A 14,798-nucleotide genomic window follows, 5' to 3' on the forward strand; every position below is an offset into this window, starting at 1 on the left:
TGTTGCGACCAGCGACAACTTCCCGATCAACGGGTAGCAGGTGGGGCGTTCGGGGAAAGGATGGAGACATGGTGGGGACCGGAAAGGACCGGGAGCTGGACGCGGCCGTCGAGGAGTTGGCCCGGGCGGACACGCTCGCGTTCGGCGGGGTCGGCTTCGCGGGCACGCTGCTGCCCGAGACCGAGGCGTACCGGCGGGTCGAGCAGGCGCTGGACGAGCATCCCGACGCTGCCCGCAAGCAGGTCGACTGGCTGCTCAACCACGGGTCGCCGGCCGGGAAGGCGTACGCCGCCACGCTGCTGGATCAGGCCGACGCGGCGGCGGGGCGCGCGGCCTGGACGAAGCTGCGGAACGACGAGGCGCAGTTCACCACGTTCACCGGCTGCCTCATGGGCCGGGCCAGCCTGCGCGAGTACGCCACGGAACGCCTCGCCGGACGGTGACCACCGGTCGGCCGGAAAGGGGACTCCGGAAACCGGTGGGTGCCCGTAGCTTGCCGGGATGACCTTGACCGCCGCCCCGCCGGCCCGCCCACCCCGCCCCACGGCCGTCACGACCGCGTCCTGGATGCAGCTCGCCGCGGCGGCCCTGCTGCTGGTGGCGGCCGGTCTGTTGGTGTGGCACGCGATCTGGTGGGACGGCGAGATCGACCACGCGGCTCGGCTGGTGCCTGATGCCGACCCGGCCGAGGTGGACGGTGAGCGCTTCGGCAACGTCATGATGTCCTGCGTGCTGGGTGTGCCGGTGCTGCTGTTCGCGGCCCTCCTCGGCGTCGCCGCCTGGGGCGTTCGACGGGGCAGCAACGGCGCCCGGATCGCCGTCTTCGTGGCCGGCGGCCTGCAACTGCTGGTCGGCGTCGGCCAGGGCTGCTGCGCGGGTGCGGCGCTGCCGTTCTTCTTCGCGTTCGGCGCCCCGATGGAGGCGGGAGACGTGCCCCCCGAGTTCCTTCCCGAGGAGTCGACGTTCAGCCAGACTCTCTACGGCACCGATCCACAGGGGGACCTCTTCTTCGCCGGCGGCGGACTGATCGCGCTGCTGGTCCTCGGTCTCACCGTCACGGCCGTCGTGCTGTTGGCGCTGCCCACGTCCCACCGGTGGTTCGTGCCGCAGGCCGCCGAACCACCCCGCCTGCCAGCCGGCTATCCGGCGCCGTCCGCCTTCCTGCTGCCGCCCGGCTACATGATCTGCCCCGATCCCCGGGTCCACGGCGTGCCGGGGCAGTACGGTCCGGCCGCCCCGGGCCCGGCCGCGCCCGCCGCGCCCATCGATCCCGCCGCGGCGCCCGGCGGGCCGCCCACCGATCCCACCCAGGGGGTGAGCGACGCCGGGTAGCTGACCGCACACTCAGCGAACGGCGTTTCGGCCGGCGTGCCTCCGGTTGTTACCGTCTCCGCCGAGCGGGTGGGGAGGCGGTCGTGAACGGAACGCTGGCGTATCTACTGGTGACCCTGGGGTGTCTGGTCGGGGTGGCCGGTGTGGTGATCGCCGTGGTGGCGCTGCGCAAGGCCCGCACCGGGCCCCGCCCGCAGACCCCCGGCGACCCGTTCCGCGACCGGGACGCCGACGCGCTCCGCGGCGACCCCCGCCAGCTCAAGCCCGGCGACATCGTGGAGATCCGCCAGGTTCCGTACACCGTCCGCGGCTCGGTGCATCTCGTCGAGGGCGGCTGGAGCTGGGCGGAGCACCTGCTCGACGACGCGGGCGGGGTGAAGCGCTGGCTCTCCGTCGAGTCGGACCCGGACCTGGAACTGGTGCTCTGGACCAGCGAACCGTCCGCCACAGTCACCCCCGGTGCGCCCACCCTGGATGTCGCCGGCCGTCGCTACACCTGGGACGAGTCCGGCCAGGCGCGCTACACCGCCACCGAGGGCACCGGCCTCGACCCCCGCGGCACCATGCGCTACCACGACTACCAGGCGCCCGGCGGGGCCCGGCTCTCCTTCGAGGCGTACGGGGAGGCCGGCTGGGAGGTGAACCTCGGCGAGAAGCTGCACCGCGCCGAGGTGATGATCTACCCGCAGGGCGGTCCGGAGCAGGTGGCCTGAACGTGCTGGTCGCCCTGGACGCCCCGTACGTCGACACCCGCGCCGCCGACCTGAGCCTGGCCCTCGGCGGCCCGGAACGTCCCGCCCTGCACGTCCGCGAGCTGGCCCTGCCGGGTGGCATCCGACTGCGGCTGCGCCTGCTCGGTGCCTCGCACCAGGTGGTCTGCGGTGAGCTGGTCGAGACCGTCGCCTGCCTGCCCGGCCGCTCGCCGCACCTGCCGGAGACCCTGTACGACGAGGACGCCGGCTATCGGTTCACCGCCACGGTGCTGCGACCAGAGGGCGACGGCCTGCGTACCCGGGTCGCCGCACTCCGCGCCGACCTGGCCGACGACCCGTACGCGCTGGTCGGGGTCTTTCCCGGCGACGTGGACGCGGTCACCGCGCTCTCCGTCCGCCCCGATCCGCCGGACGGCTCGATGGCCTGGCGCACCTGGCACGCGTACCCGCAGACCAACGAGCTGGTCCTGACCGAGACGGTGGTGGAGCTGTGACGTACCGACGGTGGTTCGTGGTGGGGGTGGCGGTCGCCGTGGTCGGCGCGTTGATCGCCGCCTTCGCCGCCTTCTACGGCAACTTCTCCCCGCGCGGCTACGTCGAGGACCACTACACCCGGGCGGCCAGCCGGGACATCGGCTCCGACGCGCTCGCGTACACCTCGACCCGGCCGCCCAGCCAGGTGGCGAAGGAGGTCACCGACGCCTGGCAGCCCGCCGACGAGTACGTCGACGGCAGCGGCGTCTACCTGCGCTACGACGACGACTCGGTGGTGATCCTGCCGGTCGCCGCCGGCTCGCTGATCCTGCTGGAGCGGATGACCAGCGCCTACCCCCGCTACCACCACGTCGTCGGCCGCGGCTGGGGCTGGGGCCGTGGCAGCACCGTCCGGGGCGGTGGCCCCGGCGCCGGCAAGTAGCCCGTCCGACCCCTCACCCTGGAGTCCCCTGTGCAGCATCTCGTCACCGATCTGCTGGTCACGCTCGCCTACGGCGTGGTCGGCGTCGTCCTGATGGGCATCGGCTACCTGCTGGTCGACCTGGCCACCCCGGGCCGGCTCGACCAGCTCATCTGGACCGAGCGCAACCGCAACGCCGCGCTGCTGCTCGCCTCCAACCTGGCCGGCGTCGGCATCATCGTGGTCGCCGCGATCGCCGCCAGCCCGGACGACTTCCTGCTCGGCCTGGTCGGCGCGGCGGCGTACGGCATCCTCGGTCTGGTCATCATGGCGGCGGCGTTCGTGCTGCTGGATGTGGCCACCCCCGGCAAGCTGGGCGAACTGCTGGTCGACCCGGAGCCGCACCCGGCGGTCTGGGTCAGCGCCGTCGTGCACCTCGCCACCGGCGCGATCATCGCCGCCGCGATCAGCTGATGGGCGGCGGGACGCGACCGGCTGCGGCCAGGTCAACAGGCCGGAAGTCGACGTCGCTGAAGGCGGCCCTGGTCCGCGTGATCGTCCCGGGGGTCGCCGGCCTCTGTCTCGCCGGCTGTGCGAGCGGATCCGACCTCGACGTCCCCGCGCCGGCGACCGACGAGCGCACCGACACCGTGCCGATCCTGCGGGAGGCCTTCACCAGCCAGGGGATCTGCTACGGCTGGCGACTGACCGACGGGTACGACGTGGTGAGCGTCGGCTCGAACCTCGGCGACGGGACGGCGGTCGGGGACGCGCCGGACTGCTCGCGCTGGATCGAGGTCAGCGCCGACATCACCTACACCTCGGAGAGCAGCGAAGCGAACGACTCCGCCTACATCAAGGTGGAGGGCTCGGACGACATCGACTTCGCCGACCTGTCCGGCATCGAGCGGGGGCTGGACCGGTTCGGGCTCGACGAGGACACCTTCATCGACGACCCCGGCTGGGCGATCACCCGGGCCGCCACCACGCTGCCGCTGCTCGCCGCCGAGGCGGGTCTGGCGGCACCGGCCGCCACCCCGACCGCCGACCCGGCGGCTTCGGCGAGCCCACTGCCGGACGCCGGCAACGACTTCTGGCGGGACCGCTGGGGCTGGCTGCTCGGCACCGTGGTGCTCCTCCTGCTCGCCGCGCTCTTCGTCACCGTCGGGCTGGCGCAGCGCCGGACGACTGCTCCGGGTCGCGGCGCGCCGGCAGATGCGCCGAGCCGGAGGGGTCGCAAGCCCCGGGGACGCGTGCCCGGGCAGCGCGCCGGGGCGGGAGCCGCCGGGCGTACCCGGGAGGAGGCGTGACCACCGACGCGCCGGCGCCGCCGCGATGGCGCGCGGCCCGCGCGGCGGTCCTGCTCGCGGTCTTCGTCTGCGCGGCCTGCGGCCTGGTGTACGAGCTGGCGCTGGTCGCCCTCGGCAGCTACCTGATCGGTGACGCCGTCGGCCAGGCGTCGATCGTGCTCGGCGTGATGGTCTTCGCGATGGGCGTCGGCGCGCTCGCCGCGAAGCCCTGGCAGTCCCGCGCGGCGGCCGCGTTCGCCGCGGTCGAGCTGACCCTCGCGCTGCTCGGCGGCCTCTCCGTGCTCGGCCTGTACGCCGCGTTCGCCTGGCTCGACCTCTACGGGCCGGCGCTGGTCGGCACCGCCTTCGTGCTCGGCCTGCTGATCGGCGCGGAGATCCCGCTGCTGATGGTGCTGCTGCAACGCATCCGCGAGCAGTCCGCCGGCAGTGCGGTGGCGGACCTGTTCGCCGCCGACTACGTCGGCGCGCTGCTCGGCGGGCTGGCCTTCCCGTTCCTGCTCATGCCGGTCTTCGGCCAGCTCAAGGGCGCCCTGGTGGTCGGCGCGGTGAACGCGGTCGCCGGCCTCGCGCTGGTGTGCACGGTCTTCCGGGCCGACCTCGGCCGCCGGGCGCGGCTCGCGCTGGGCGCCGGCTCCGTCGTGGTCGCCCTCCTGCTCGGGTACGCCTGGGTCACCGCGCACGACTTCGAGGTGACCGCCCGCCAGCAGCTCTACCGCGACCCGGTGGTGCACGCCGAACGCAGCCGCTACCAGGAGATCGTGCTGACCCGGTCGGTGCGGGAGATCGGCCACGCCGACACCGACCTGCGGCTCTTCCTCAACGGCGACCTCCAGTTCAGCTCGGTCGACGAGTACCGCTACCACGAGTCACTGGTGCATCCGGCGCTGCGCGGCCCGCGCGGCGAGGTGCTGGTGCTCGGCGCCGGGGACGGGCTGGCGCTGCGGGAGATCCTGAAGTACCCGGACGTGCGCCGGGTGACCGTGGTCGACCTCGACCCAGCCGTGGTACGGCTGGCGGAGACCGAGCCGCAGCTGCGCGAGCTCAACCACCACGCGTTCGCCGACCCCCGGGTGCGGGTGCTCAACCTGGACGCGTTCGGCTGGCTGCGTACCGCCACGGAACGCTTCGACGTGGTGGTGGCCGACCTGCCCGACCCCGACGAGACGGCCACCGCCAAGCTCTACACGGTCGAGTTCTACGCCCTGATCCGCTCGGTGCTCGCCGCCGACGGGCGGCTGGTGGTGCAGGCCGGGTCGCCGTACTTCGCGCCGCGGTCGTACTGGTCGATCGAGCGGTCGGTCCGCGAGGCCGGCTTCGGCACGGTGCCGTACCACGTGGACGTGCCGAGTTTCGGCGACTGGGGTTTCGTGCTGGCCGCGCCGGGCACCGCCCCGCCGGCGCCGGAGCTGCCCGCCGACGCCCCGCCGCTGCGCTTCCTCACCCCGTCGGTGCTGGCCGCGGCGACCACCTTCCCCGCCGACCGGGCCCGGGTGGACGTGCCCGCGTCCACTTTGCTGCAACCCCACGTGCTGGAGTACGCCCGCGCGGAGTGGCGCGGCTACTGATCCCCGGGCGCGGCGGGTCCCGGCTCTCGTGCCGTGCCCTGCTGGCCGGGTCTCGTTACGGTGGTCGTGTGATCTAGGGAAGGAGAAACAATGGTCGATGCCCAGGGGCCCCCGGCCCGTACCCGCCCGGGTGTGGTGACGCTCTCCAGCTGGCTGCTCATTCTCGTCGCCGCCATCCAGGTGGTGAACCTGATCCTGACGCTCACCACCATCGGCACCGTCCGGAACGTCCTGCGGGACGCCTACCGGGGCACCGCCGCCGAGCAGGCGGCCGATTTCGCGTACGCGGCCGCCCTCGGGGGCGCCGTGCTCTCGCTGCTGTTCGCGATCGGGCTCGTGGTCCTCGCGCTGCTGAACAACCGGGGCAAGAACGGCGCCCGGATCACCACCTGGGTGGTGGGCGGCATCCTGTTCTGCTGCAACGGCGGTGGCCTGGTGAGCAACGCGACCGGCGGCCTGACCGGCGGCGGCGCGCCCGGCGGCAACATGCCGAGCCCGGAGGAACTCCAGCGCCGGCTCTCCGACGCCCTGCCGTCCTGGTACGGCCCGGTCACCCTCCTCCTCGGCCTGCTCAGCCTGCTCGCCCTGCTGGCCGCCCTGATCCTGCTGGCGCTGCCGAAGTCCAACGAGTTCTTCCGCAAGCCGAAGCCGGCCTGGGAGCCGCCCCTGCCGGGTGGCGCCTACCCGGCCTACCCGCCGACCCCGGGCTACCCGCCCGCGCCGGGCTACCCGGGCCAGCCGCCGGCGCCGGGTTACCCGCCGGCCCCGGGCTACCCGCCCGCTCCAGGCCAGCCCGGCCAGCCTGGCCAGCCTGGGCCGTCGGGTCCGTCGTCGGCCCCCGAGGACCGGCCCGGTCCCCAGCCGCCATCCGGAAGTTGACGCTTCGATAAGAGCGACTCCGACGATCCCTCCGAGTAGGTTGCAAGCCGACGCCTACCGGAGGGATCTGTCGTGTCGTACCCCGTTCAGGCTCCGCCTCGCCGTCCGGGGGCGGTCGGCGCGGCGGCGGCGGTGCTGCTGCTGATGGCGGTCGGCGCCGTGGCGTACGCGATCGCCAACCTGGCGGTCACGCCCGGCACGGTGGACCGGTTCCGGGTGGCGGCGCGGGCCACCGGCGCCGGCGCGAGCGAGATCGACCCGTTGGTGTCGCTGCTGCGTGCCTCCACCGCGCTGGCGGCCGTGGTCGGCGTGGTCGTCGGGCTGGTGCTCGTCGGGCTCGCTCTCGGCCTGCTCGCCGGCCGCCCCGGCGCCCGGGTGGGCACCTGGGTGGTCTCCGGCCTGGGCCTGCTCTGCGGCTGCTGTGCCCTGGCGGTGCTGGTCGGCCAGCGGGCCGCCCCGCTGCGCCTCGGTGCCGACGAGCGGGTCACCGCCGACCTGCTCGCCCGCCTCGGGGACACCTACCCGGGCTGGTGGATCCCGCTGAACGCGGCGCTGTCGGTGGCCCAGATCCTCGGCTACCTGGTGGTCGCCGCCCTGCTGATGCTGCCCGGCGCGAGCGCCTTCTTCCGCCGCGCCGCGCCCACCGCGCCGACCTCCGGCCCGCTGCCTCCGGCCGGACCGATCCCGCCGGGGCCGACCACCCCGCCGGCTGGGCCGACCACCCCGCCAGCTGGGCCGGCCTACGGCCCGCCGACCTCCGGCCCGGCGGCCCCGCCGTACTCCGGTCCGCCCGCGTCGTCCTCGCCCTCCTACGGTCCGCCGGCTTCGGTGCCGCCGTCCGCCGGTTCGCCCGCCGACGGATCAGGTTCGCCCTGGGGCCCGCCCGCGCCGCCGCACACCGGGTCTGGCCCGGCCGGCCCGCCGCCCACCCCGCCAGCCGCGTCGGCCGAACCCGGACCGACGCCACCCCCCCGAGGACCGCCCGTGACCGACGAACCGCACCCCGCTTCGCGCCGGGCGCTGATCACCGGTGCCAGCCGGGGCATCGGCGAGGCGTTCGCCCGCCGACTGGCCGCCGACGGCTGGGACCTGGTTCTGGTGGCCCGGGACGCCGGCCGGCTCGACGCCCTCGCCGCCGAACTCACCGAGCGGCACGACCGCCGGGTTGAGACGATCTCCGCCGATCTGTCCACCGACGACGGCTGCGCCCTGGTGGAACGCCGCCTCGTCGCCGAGCCGCCGGTCGGGCTGCTGGTGAACAACGCGGGAATCAGCCTGAACACCCCGTTCGTCCGCTCGGCCGTCGAGGACGAGGCTCGGCTGCTGCGGTTGAACGTGCTGGCCGTGCTCCGGCTGACGCACGCCGCCCTCCCACCGATGATCGAGCGAGGCGCCGGGGCAGTGATAAATGTCTCTTCGGTCGCGGGTTTCGGAGTGCCCATGCCCGGGTCGACCTACTCGGCCAGCAAGGCGTGGGTGACGAATTTCAGTGAGTCGATCGGCCAGTCGGTGGCGCCGCTCGGCGTCCGCGTGATGGCCCTGTGCCCCGGCTACACCCGCACCGGCTACCACGAGCGCGCCGGCATCGACATGTCGCGTACGCCCGGCTGGATGTGGCTGCGGCCCGCCGAGGTGGTCGACGAAGGACTGCGTGACCTGCGCAAAGGCAAGCTGGTCAGTGTGCCGAGCTGGAAGTACAAGCTGGCCGTGGCGGGCCTGCGGCACGCGCCGCGACGGCTGCTGCGCGGCGTCTCCCGGGACACCCGAGGGCGGGTCGGTCGGGGCCGGGACTGACCGCCGGCCCGCCGGATGAGCGTCCCGTGGCCGGGATCGGCGGCCGGGAATCCGGATGGACGGTCGCGCAGCGTAATCGGGTATAGCCAGTCGTCGGTCGCCCGCAGGGTTGACCCAGGAGGACCCCACACACGCCTCCCAGACTTGCGAAGTACCCTCTATCGCCATGGAGGACCACGACGACCTGCGTAAATTCATCACCGACCTGGCTGTGGTCCATGGCCGCGTGGTGCTCTCGTCCGGCCGCGAGGCGGACTGGTACGTGGATCTGCGGCGCGTCACGCTCCATCACCAGGCGGCACCGTTGGTCGGTCGGGTGATGCGTGACCTCACCGCGGACTGGGCGTACGACGCGGTCGGCGGGTTGACCCTCGGGGCCGATCCGGTCGCCGCCGCGATGCTGCACGCCTCGGCCGGGACCGACCGGCCGCTGGACGCGTTCGTGGTCCGCAAGGCGGGGAAGGCCCACGGTCTGCAGCGGCGCATCGAGGGGCCGGACGTCGCGGGTCGCCGGGTCCTGGCCGTCGAGGACACCTCGACCACGGGGGGCAGCGTGTTGACCGCCGTCGAGGCGTTGCGTGAGGCCGGGGCCGAGGTGGTGGGTGTTGCGGTTATTGTTGATCGTGGCGCCGGCGACGCGGTGCGAGCCGCCGGACTGCCGTATCGGGCGGCCTATACGTTGGCTGACCTCGGCCTTGTGGCGTAAAAGTTTGCCGATTCGGACTTGCTGATATGCAGGCGGATCGATGCTGCTGGTGGAAGGATGGAATACGTGGGAACTGCGTTGGCTGAAATGACCATGCCTCAGATCTCGCCGCTTGCCGGCGAGCCGATCGAACGTGCCGACGCCGAGCGGCTCGCGGGGGTCCTGAAGGCCCTCGCCGACCCCGCCCGGCTGCGGCTGCTCAGCCTGATCCAGTCGGCCCCCGAGGGCGAGGCGTGCGTGTGTGACCTCACCGCGCCGCTCGGCCTCTCGCAGCCGACGGTCAGTCACCACCTGCGCATCCTCACCGAGGCCGGCTTGCTGGAGCGGGAGAAGCGCGGTGTCTGGGCGTACTACCGGCTGGTGCCGACCGCGATCGCCACGATCGCGGATCTGCTGACCCCGCCGCGCAAGCGGGCCACCAAGAAGGCCCGCTGACACCGGACCTGTCCGACCGGGTGGCCGCCCCGACCGGGGGCGGCGACGGGTGGCGTGCCAGGGGTGGCGCCACCAGCGGACGGTGACGGCTGCCCGTCATCCGTACCACCCACAGATCGACAGGTCGTACGCCGATGGCCGGCCCCCCGGTGAGGGGACCGGCCATCGGCGTATGTCGGTCAGCGGTCCTGCGGCCCGCGGTGTCGCTGGTCGTCGTCCTGGACGGCGTTCCGGAAGGCGTCGGCCGCGCCCGCCGCGCTGGACGCGGCGACCACCGCGGCGGCCTCGCCGCGCTTGCGTGCCCGCCGGTCGCGGAGGAACTCGAAGAAGATCGGCAGCACCGAGATCACGATGATCAGGGCGACCACCGGCAGGATGTACCGGTCGATCTTGTCGCCGATCGCGTTGTAGATCTGGTCGGCCAGCAGGTAGCCGACCAGCAGGATGCCGTCCACCCAGAGGATCGCGCCGACCACGTTCCAGAGCAGGAACTGCCGGGCCGGCATGCCGAGCACCCCGGCCACCGGGTTGAGGAAGGTCCGCACGATCGGGATGAAGCGGGCCAGCACCACGGCCTTCGCCGGCCCGAACTTCTGGAAGTAGTACTCGGCCTTCTCCACGTACTCCCGCTTGAACAGGCGGGAGTTGGGGCGGTCGAACATCCGCCGGCCGTACCGGTGGCCGAGCCAGTGCCCGAGCTGCGCGCCGAGAATCGCGCAGATCGGCCCGCCGATCAGCAGCGCGGCCAGCGGCAGGCGGGTGCCGGCGCCGAAGATCGCGTCCGCCACCGGCGAGGCGGCCACCCCGGCCAGGAAGAGCAGCGAGTCGCCCGGAAAGAAGAAGCCGACCAGCAGGCCGGTCTCGGCGAAGAGGATCGCCCAGACGCCGATCAACCCGAAGGTGTGGATCAGGTCCTTCGGGTCGAGCGGGTTCAGCGCCACGCTTTCGGAGAGCATCCGGGTCTTTTCGGCTGTGTCCACGGCCACAAAGGGTACCCGGGCCCGGTCCAGCCTCACGCCGGACCGGGCGTACCGGTCACAGCCGCGGGTCCACCGGCTCGGACTCGCAGGCGAGGATGGCGAAGACCAGCTCGTGGCGGCGCCAGAGCGGGGCGTCCTCGGCCAGGGCGTCCAGGGCGGCCAGGCCCAGGCCGTGCTCGCGCAGGGCCAGCCCCCGCTTGCGCCCCAGCGAGCGCTTGCGCAGCGCGGCGAGCTGCCCCGGCTCGGTGTACCCGGGACCGTAGATGATCCGCAGGTACTCCCGGCCCCGGCACTTGATCCCCGGCTGGAGCAGCGCGCCCTTCGGCGAGCGGGCGGCGAGTCCGGCGTACGGCTTGACCACCATGCCCTCGCCGCCGGCCGCGGTGAGCGCCAGCCACCAGTCGGTCGCCGCCGTCACCGCCGCCTCGTCGGTCAGGTCGACCACCTGCCGCCGGGTCGCGGTGAAGAACTCCGGGTCCGCCGCGCAGAGCCGGTCGGCCAGGGCCAGGTGCCAGCCGTGGTCCCGGTCGGCGTAGCTCGCCCCGGCCCCGGCCAGCACGGCGAACGGCGCCAGGGTCACCCCGCGCAGCCCGTCGGTCGGCCCGACGTAGGCCCGGTACGCCGCCGAGTACGCCCGGACCTCGGACGCCCGGTCGGCCATCCGGCCGCGTAGCTCCCCGACCGGCAACCCCCGCCCGGCGGCGGCGTCCAGCGCGGCGAGCACCGCCGGCAGCGCCGCCCGGCCGGCCGCGCCCACCCCGGCGTACTGCTCGCGGATCAGGCCGCCCGCCTTCGCCGACCAGGGCAGCAGCTCACAGTCGAGCAGCAGCCAGTCGGTGTCCAGCTCCGCCCAGAGCCCGGCCGCGGTGACCGCGGCGCGGACCCGGGCCAGCAGCTCGTCGTCGAGCGGCGGGCCGAAGAACGGGCGACCGGTACGGGTGTGCACCGCCCCGCCGGTGAACCGCCCCGGCTCCCGCTCCACCAGCACCACGGCCCGCGAGCCCATGTGCTTCTCCTCGCAGACCACCCGCTCGACCCCGGCCGAGCGGTAGTCGGCGAAGGCTTGCTCCGGGTGCTCCAGGAACCCTTCGACCGTCGACGTCGAGCAGGGCGCCATGGTCGGCGGCAGCCAGACCAGCCGGCCCGGGTCGACCGCGTACCGGCTCATTACCTCCAGCGCGGCGGCGGCGTTCTCCGCCGGCACGGTCAGCGTCCCGTACGCGTGCGTGAGGTGCCGTCGCCCGGTGACGTCGGCCAGGTCCAGCACGGTGTCCGGGCGGGCCGGCGCCGACGCGACCAGCGGGCGGGCCGGGGCGTACCACTCCTTCGCCGCCGGGACGGAGACCAGCTCCTTCTCCGGGTAGCGCAGCGCGGTGAGCCGCCCGCCGAAGACGCAGCCGGTGTCGATGCAGATGGTGTTGTTCACCCACTCCGGCTCCGGGGTGGGGGTGTGCCCGTACACGACCATGGCCGAGCCCCGGTAGTCGCGCGCCCACGGGTAGCGCACCGGCAGGCCGTACTCGTCGGTCTCGCCGGTGGTCTCCCCGAACAGCGCGAAGGCGCGGACCCGGCCGGACGCGCGGCCCTGGTAGGCCTCCTTGAGGCCGGCGTGCGCGACCACCAGCCGGCCGCCGTCCAGCACGTAGTGGCTGACCAGGCCGTCGATGAAGGCCGCCGCCTCGGCGACGAAGCGCTCCGGCTCCGCCGCCAGCTGGTCCATCGTCTCGGCCAGGCCGTGGGTGAGCCGCACGTCCCGGCCGCGCAGCTTGCGGAGCAGCTTCTGCTCGTGGTTGCCCGGCACGCAGATCGCGTGGCCGGCGGCCACCATGCCCATCACCAGGCGGAGCACGCCGGGGGAGTCCGGGCCGCGGTCCACCAGGTCGCCGACGAAGACCGCGGTACGCCCGGCGGGGTGCACCGCGTCCACCGGGCGGCCCGCGTCGTCGCGATGCAGCGCGTAACCCAGCCGGAGCAGCAGCGCCTCCAGCTCCTCCCGGCAGCCGTGCACGTCGCCGACGATGTCGAACGGGCCGGTCAGCTCCCGCCGGTCGTTGAACAGCTTCTCGTAGCGAATCTCGGCGGCGTCGATCTCGTCGACCCCGCGCAGCACGTGCACCTTGCGGAAGCCCTCCCGGGCCAGCCGCCCGTACGACTGTCGCAGGTCCCGCTGCATTCGGGCGAGCACCTGCCGGCCGTGCGTCCGGTCGGCCCGCCCCTGCGTACGCTCCCAGGCCAGCGCCTCCGGCACGTCCAGCACGATCGCCACCGGCAGCACGTCGTGCTCGCGCGCCACCTTCACCAGGGCGGCTCGGGCGTGCGGCTGGAGGTTGGTCGCGTCGACCACGGTGAGCCGGCCCCGGCGCAGCCGGAGCCCGGCGACGTGGTGCAGCGCGTCGAACGCGTCGCCCGAGGCGGACTGGTCGTTCTCGTCGTCGGCCACCATCCCGCGGAAGGCATCCGAGGAGAGCACCTGACTGGGTCGGAAGTGCCGCCGGGCGAAGGTGGACTTGCCCGACCCGGAGACGCCGACCAGCGCCACCAGGGCGAGCTCGGGAATGTCCAGGGTGGTCATGCGCTGATCTCCTCCTTCCGGGTCGTGTGTTCCGTGCTGGTCAGCACCGCTATCTGCGTCGGGCTGCCCACCTCCGGGTCCTCGTCGCCGACGCCGTCGATGGTGGCGGTGTAGCCGTGGCTCGTCGACACCCGCTCGACCCATGCGGCGAACTCGGCCCGCGTCCACTCGAATCGGTGGTCGGTATGCCGGAACCGGCCCGCGCCCAGCCCCTCGTAGCGGACGTTGTACTCGACGTTCGGGGTGGTCACCACGACCGTGCCGGGCCGGGCGTGCCCGAACACCGCGTCCTCCAGCGCCGGCAGGCGCGGCGGGTCGACGTGCTCGATCACCTCCATCAGCACCGCCGCGTCGTACCCGCGCAGCCGGTCGTCCCGGTAGGTCAGCGCCGACTGCCACAGCCGGATCCGCTCCCGCTGCCGCTCCGGCAGCCGGTCCAGCCGCAGCCGCCGGGCGGCCAGGGTGAGCGCCTGGCTGGAGACGTCGGTGCCGACGATCTCGGTGAACCGCCGGTCGGCGACCAGCGCGGTGAGCAGCGCCCCGCCCCCACAGCCCAGGTCCAGCACCCGGCCGGCCCCGCTGGCCCGCAGCGCGGCCAGCACCGCCTCGCGCCGACGTACGGCCAGTGCGGCGCGGGGTGCCTCGCGCGGCTGGTCGTCGTCGACGCTGTCGTCGGCGGGCGCCTCGTCGGCGAGGCGCAGCTCGGCCAGCCGGGCCAGGGCCTCGCCGGCCAGTGCCCGGCGGTGGGCCAGGTAGCGGCGGCTGATCAGGCCCCGCTCCGGGTGGTCGGCCAGCCAGCCCGCGCCGGCCCGGAGCAGCTTGTCCACCTCGTCCGGCGCCACCCAGTAGTGCTTGGCGTCGTCCAGCACGGGCAGCAGCACGTAGAGGTGGTTGAGTGCGTCGGCGAGCCGCAGCGTGCCGGCGAGGGTCAGGTCCACGTAACGGCTGTCGCCCCACTCCGGGTACGCCTCGTCCAGCGGGATCGGGGTGGCCGTCACCGTCCAGCCGAGCGGGGCGAAGACCCGTACGGCCAGCTCGGCGCCGCCCCGGCAGCGCAGCACCGGGACGCGTACCTCCAGCGGGATCGGGGTGGCGGCCAGCTCCGGCCGCTCGCGGGATTCGCCGCGCAGCGCCGACCGGAACACCTTGGCCAGGGCCGAGGAGAGCAGGCTCGACGCGGCGTACGGGCGGTCGTTGACGTACTGGCCGAGGGTGAAGGTCTCCGGGGTGGCCGCCTGCGCCCGGCCGCGACCGCGACCGCCGCCCAGCCGCAGCGGGTCGATCTCGACCAGCAGGACCGCCGTGCACCGATGCTCGTCCGCCTCGGGGTAGAGCACGTGGGCGGTACCCGCCGGCAGGTCGAAGCTCTGCACGCGGTCCGGGTGCTTCACGAGGAGATGGCCGAGGTCGGTCGCGGGGCGGTGGGTCGTGGTCAGGGTCAGCAGCACGGTTTCGATGCTCTCAGGGGTGTCGATTTCTTTTTGTCGGTGGGGTTTCCGGGGAGCCCCGCCCGCTCCGGGCGGTCAGGCTTGATCCCTCCGCGGGCGGGGCTCCCCGGAAACCCGTCGGGGGTCGGCCGCCGTCCGGGCGTTGCGGGTTGGTGCTGCTGCCGCTGAT

At 73.9% G+C, this 14,798-nt stretch carries 15 protein-coding genes and 1 pseudogene; 13 read left to right on the forward strand and 3 right to left on the reverse strand.

The features are described from left to right. Positions 1 to 68: 68 nt before the first annotated feature. The 13 genes and pseudogenes from ACY34I_RS03690 (at position 69) to ACY34I_RS03750 (ending at position 9,629) form a co-directional block, all read left to right on the forward strand. The gene (locus tag ACY34I_RS03690; protein ID WP_462752425.1) at positions 69 to 443 is read left to right on the forward strand and encodes a hypothetical protein; all 375 of its coding nucleotides are present in this window, start codon (positions 69 to 71) and stop codon (positions 441 to 443) included. Between the two features lie 58 nt (positions 444 to 501). Then, the gene (locus ACY34I_RS03695) at positions 502 to 1,332 is read left to right on the forward strand and encodes a hypothetical protein (RefSeq protein WP_462752427.1); all 831 of its coding nucleotides are present in this window, start codon (positions 502 to 504) and stop codon (positions 1,330 to 1,332) included. 83 nt (positions 1,333 to 1,415) lie between these two features. Then, complete coding sequence (locus tag ACY34I_RS03700; protein ID WP_148793896.1) at positions 1,416 to 2,045, forward strand: DUF4178 domain-containing protein; 630 nt, start codon at positions 1,416 to 1,418, stop codon at positions 2,043 to 2,045. Positions 2,046 to 2,047: 2 nt separating this feature from the next. Next, positions 2,048 to 2,539 carry a DUF2617 family protein gene (locus tag ACY34I_RS03705; protein ID WP_462752429.1) on the forward strand — a complete coding sequence of 164 codons (492 nt, stop codon included), beginning with the start codon at positions 2,048 to 2,050 and terminating at the stop codon, positions 2,537 to 2,539. Next, entirely contained in the window at positions 2,536 to 2,961 is a 426-nt protein-coding gene (locus ACY34I_RS03710) for a DUF4247 domain-containing protein (protein ID WP_462752431.1), read from the forward strand. The genes ACY34I_RS03705 and ACY34I_RS03710 overlap by 4 nt, the downstream gene beginning before the upstream one ends. 30 nt (positions 2,962 to 2,991) lie before the next feature. Beyond that, complete coding sequence (locus tag ACY34I_RS03715) at positions 2,992 to 3,414, forward strand: DUF350 domain-containing protein (RefSeq protein WP_148793899.1); 423 nt, start codon at positions 2,992 to 2,994, stop codon at positions 3,412 to 3,414. A 77-nt stretch (positions 3,415 to 3,491) separates the two neighbouring features. Further along, positions 3,492 to 4,250, forward strand: a complete 759-nt coding sequence (locus ACY34I_RS03720; RefSeq protein WP_462752433.1) for a hypothetical protein — start codon at positions 3,492 to 3,494, stop codon at positions 4,248 to 4,250. Next, on the forward strand, positions 4,247 to 5,815 hold the full coding sequence (locus ACY34I_RS03725) for a polyamine aminopropyltransferase (protein ID WP_462752435.1): 1,569 nt from the start codon (positions 4,247 to 4,249) through the stop codon (positions 5,813 to 5,815). The genes ACY34I_RS03720 and ACY34I_RS03725 overlap by 4 nt, the downstream gene beginning before the upstream one ends. Positions 5,816 to 5,905: 90 nt before the next feature. After that, positions 5,906 to 6,694: a hypothetical protein gene (locus ACY34I_RS03730; protein WP_462752437.1), complete on the forward strand. Its 789-nt coding sequence runs from the start codon at positions 5,906 to 5,908 to the stop codon at positions 6,692 to 6,694. 72 nt (positions 6,695 to 6,766) lie between these two features. Then, a pseudogene (locus ACY34I_RS03735) lies at positions 6,767 to 7,366 on the forward strand (hypothetical protein); the annotation flags it as partial. Positions 7,367 to 7,678: 312 nt separating this feature from the next. After that, complete coding sequence (locus ACY34I_RS03740; RefSeq protein WP_462752547.1) at positions 7,679 to 8,488, forward strand: SDR family NAD(P)-dependent oxidoreductase; 810 nt, start codon at positions 7,679 to 7,681, stop codon at positions 8,486 to 8,488. Between the two features lie 166 nt (positions 8,489 to 8,654). Further along, positions 8,655 to 9,194 (forward strand): orotate phosphoribosyltransferase, encoded by a 540-nt coding sequence (gene pyrE / locus ACY34I_RS03745; RefSeq protein WP_148793904.1) that lies wholly within the window; start codon positions 8,655 to 8,657, stop codon positions 9,192 to 9,194. A gap of 57 nt (positions 9,195 to 9,251) precedes the next feature. Next, on the forward strand, positions 9,252 to 9,629 hold the full coding sequence (locus tag ACY34I_RS03750) for an ArsR/SmtB family transcription factor (RefSeq protein WP_007073957.1): 378 nt from the start codon (positions 9,252 to 9,254) through the stop codon (positions 9,627 to 9,629). A 179-nt stretch (positions 9,630 to 9,808) separates the two neighbouring features. Here the strand turns inward: ACY34I_RS03750 and ACY34I_RS03755 are convergent, their stop codons facing one another. From ACY34I_RS03755 to ACY34I_RS03765, 3 genes are all read right to left on the reverse strand, one after another. Next, complete coding sequence (locus ACY34I_RS03755; protein WP_462752549.1) at positions 9,809 to 10,585, reverse strand: DedA family protein; 777 nt, start codon at positions 10,583 to 10,585, stop codon at positions 9,809 to 9,811. Between the two features lie 79 nt (positions 10,586 to 10,664). Further along, entirely contained in the window at positions 10,665 to 13,181 is a 2,517-nt protein-coding gene (locus tag ACY34I_RS03760; protein WP_462752440.1) for a polynucleotide kinase-phosphatase, read from the reverse strand. Continuing rightward, positions 13,178 to 14,629: a 3' terminal RNA ribose 2'-O-methyltransferase Hen1 gene (locus ACY34I_RS03765; RefSeq protein WP_462752443.1), complete on the reverse strand. Its 1,452-nt coding sequence runs from the start codon at positions 14,627 to 14,629 to the stop codon at positions 13,178 to 13,180. The genes ACY34I_RS03760 and ACY34I_RS03765 overlap by 4 nt, the downstream gene beginning before the upstream one ends. Between the last annotated feature and the right edge of the window lie 169 nt (positions 14,630 to 14,798).

This window comes from Micromonospora sp. RTBAU3-60 (genome assembly GCF_054963695.1).

Bases quoted from the DNA above. Each gene is read 5' to 3' on its own strand.
- ACY34I_RS03750 (WP_007073957.1), top strand. From the start codon at position 9,252: ATGGAATACGTGGGAACTGCGTTGGCTGAAATGACCATGCCTCAGATC.
- pyrE (WP_148793904.1), top strand. From the start codon at position 8,655: ATGGAGGACCACGACGACCTGCGTAAATTCATCACCGACCTGGCTGTG.
- ACY34I_RS03760 (WP_462752440.1), bottom strand. From the start codon at position 13,181: ATGACCACCCTGGACATTCCCGAGCTCGCCCTGGTGGCGCTGGTCGGC.
- ACY34I_RS03690 (WP_462752425.1), top strand. From the start codon at position 69: ATGGTGGGGACCGGAAAGGACCGGGAGCTGGACGCGGCCGTCGAGGAG.
- ACY34I_RS03695 (WP_462752427.1), top strand. From the start codon at position 502: ATGACCTTGACCGCCGCCCCGCCGGCCCGCCCACCCCGCCCCACGGCC.
- ACY34I_RS03730 (WP_462752437.1), top strand. From the start codon at position 5,906: ATGGTCGATGCCCAGGGGCCCCCGGCCCGTACCCGCCCGGGTGTGGTG.
- ACY34I_RS03755 (WP_462752549.1), bottom strand. From the start codon at position 10,585: ATGCTCTCCGAAAGCGTGGCGCTGAACCCGCTCGACCCGAAGGACCTG.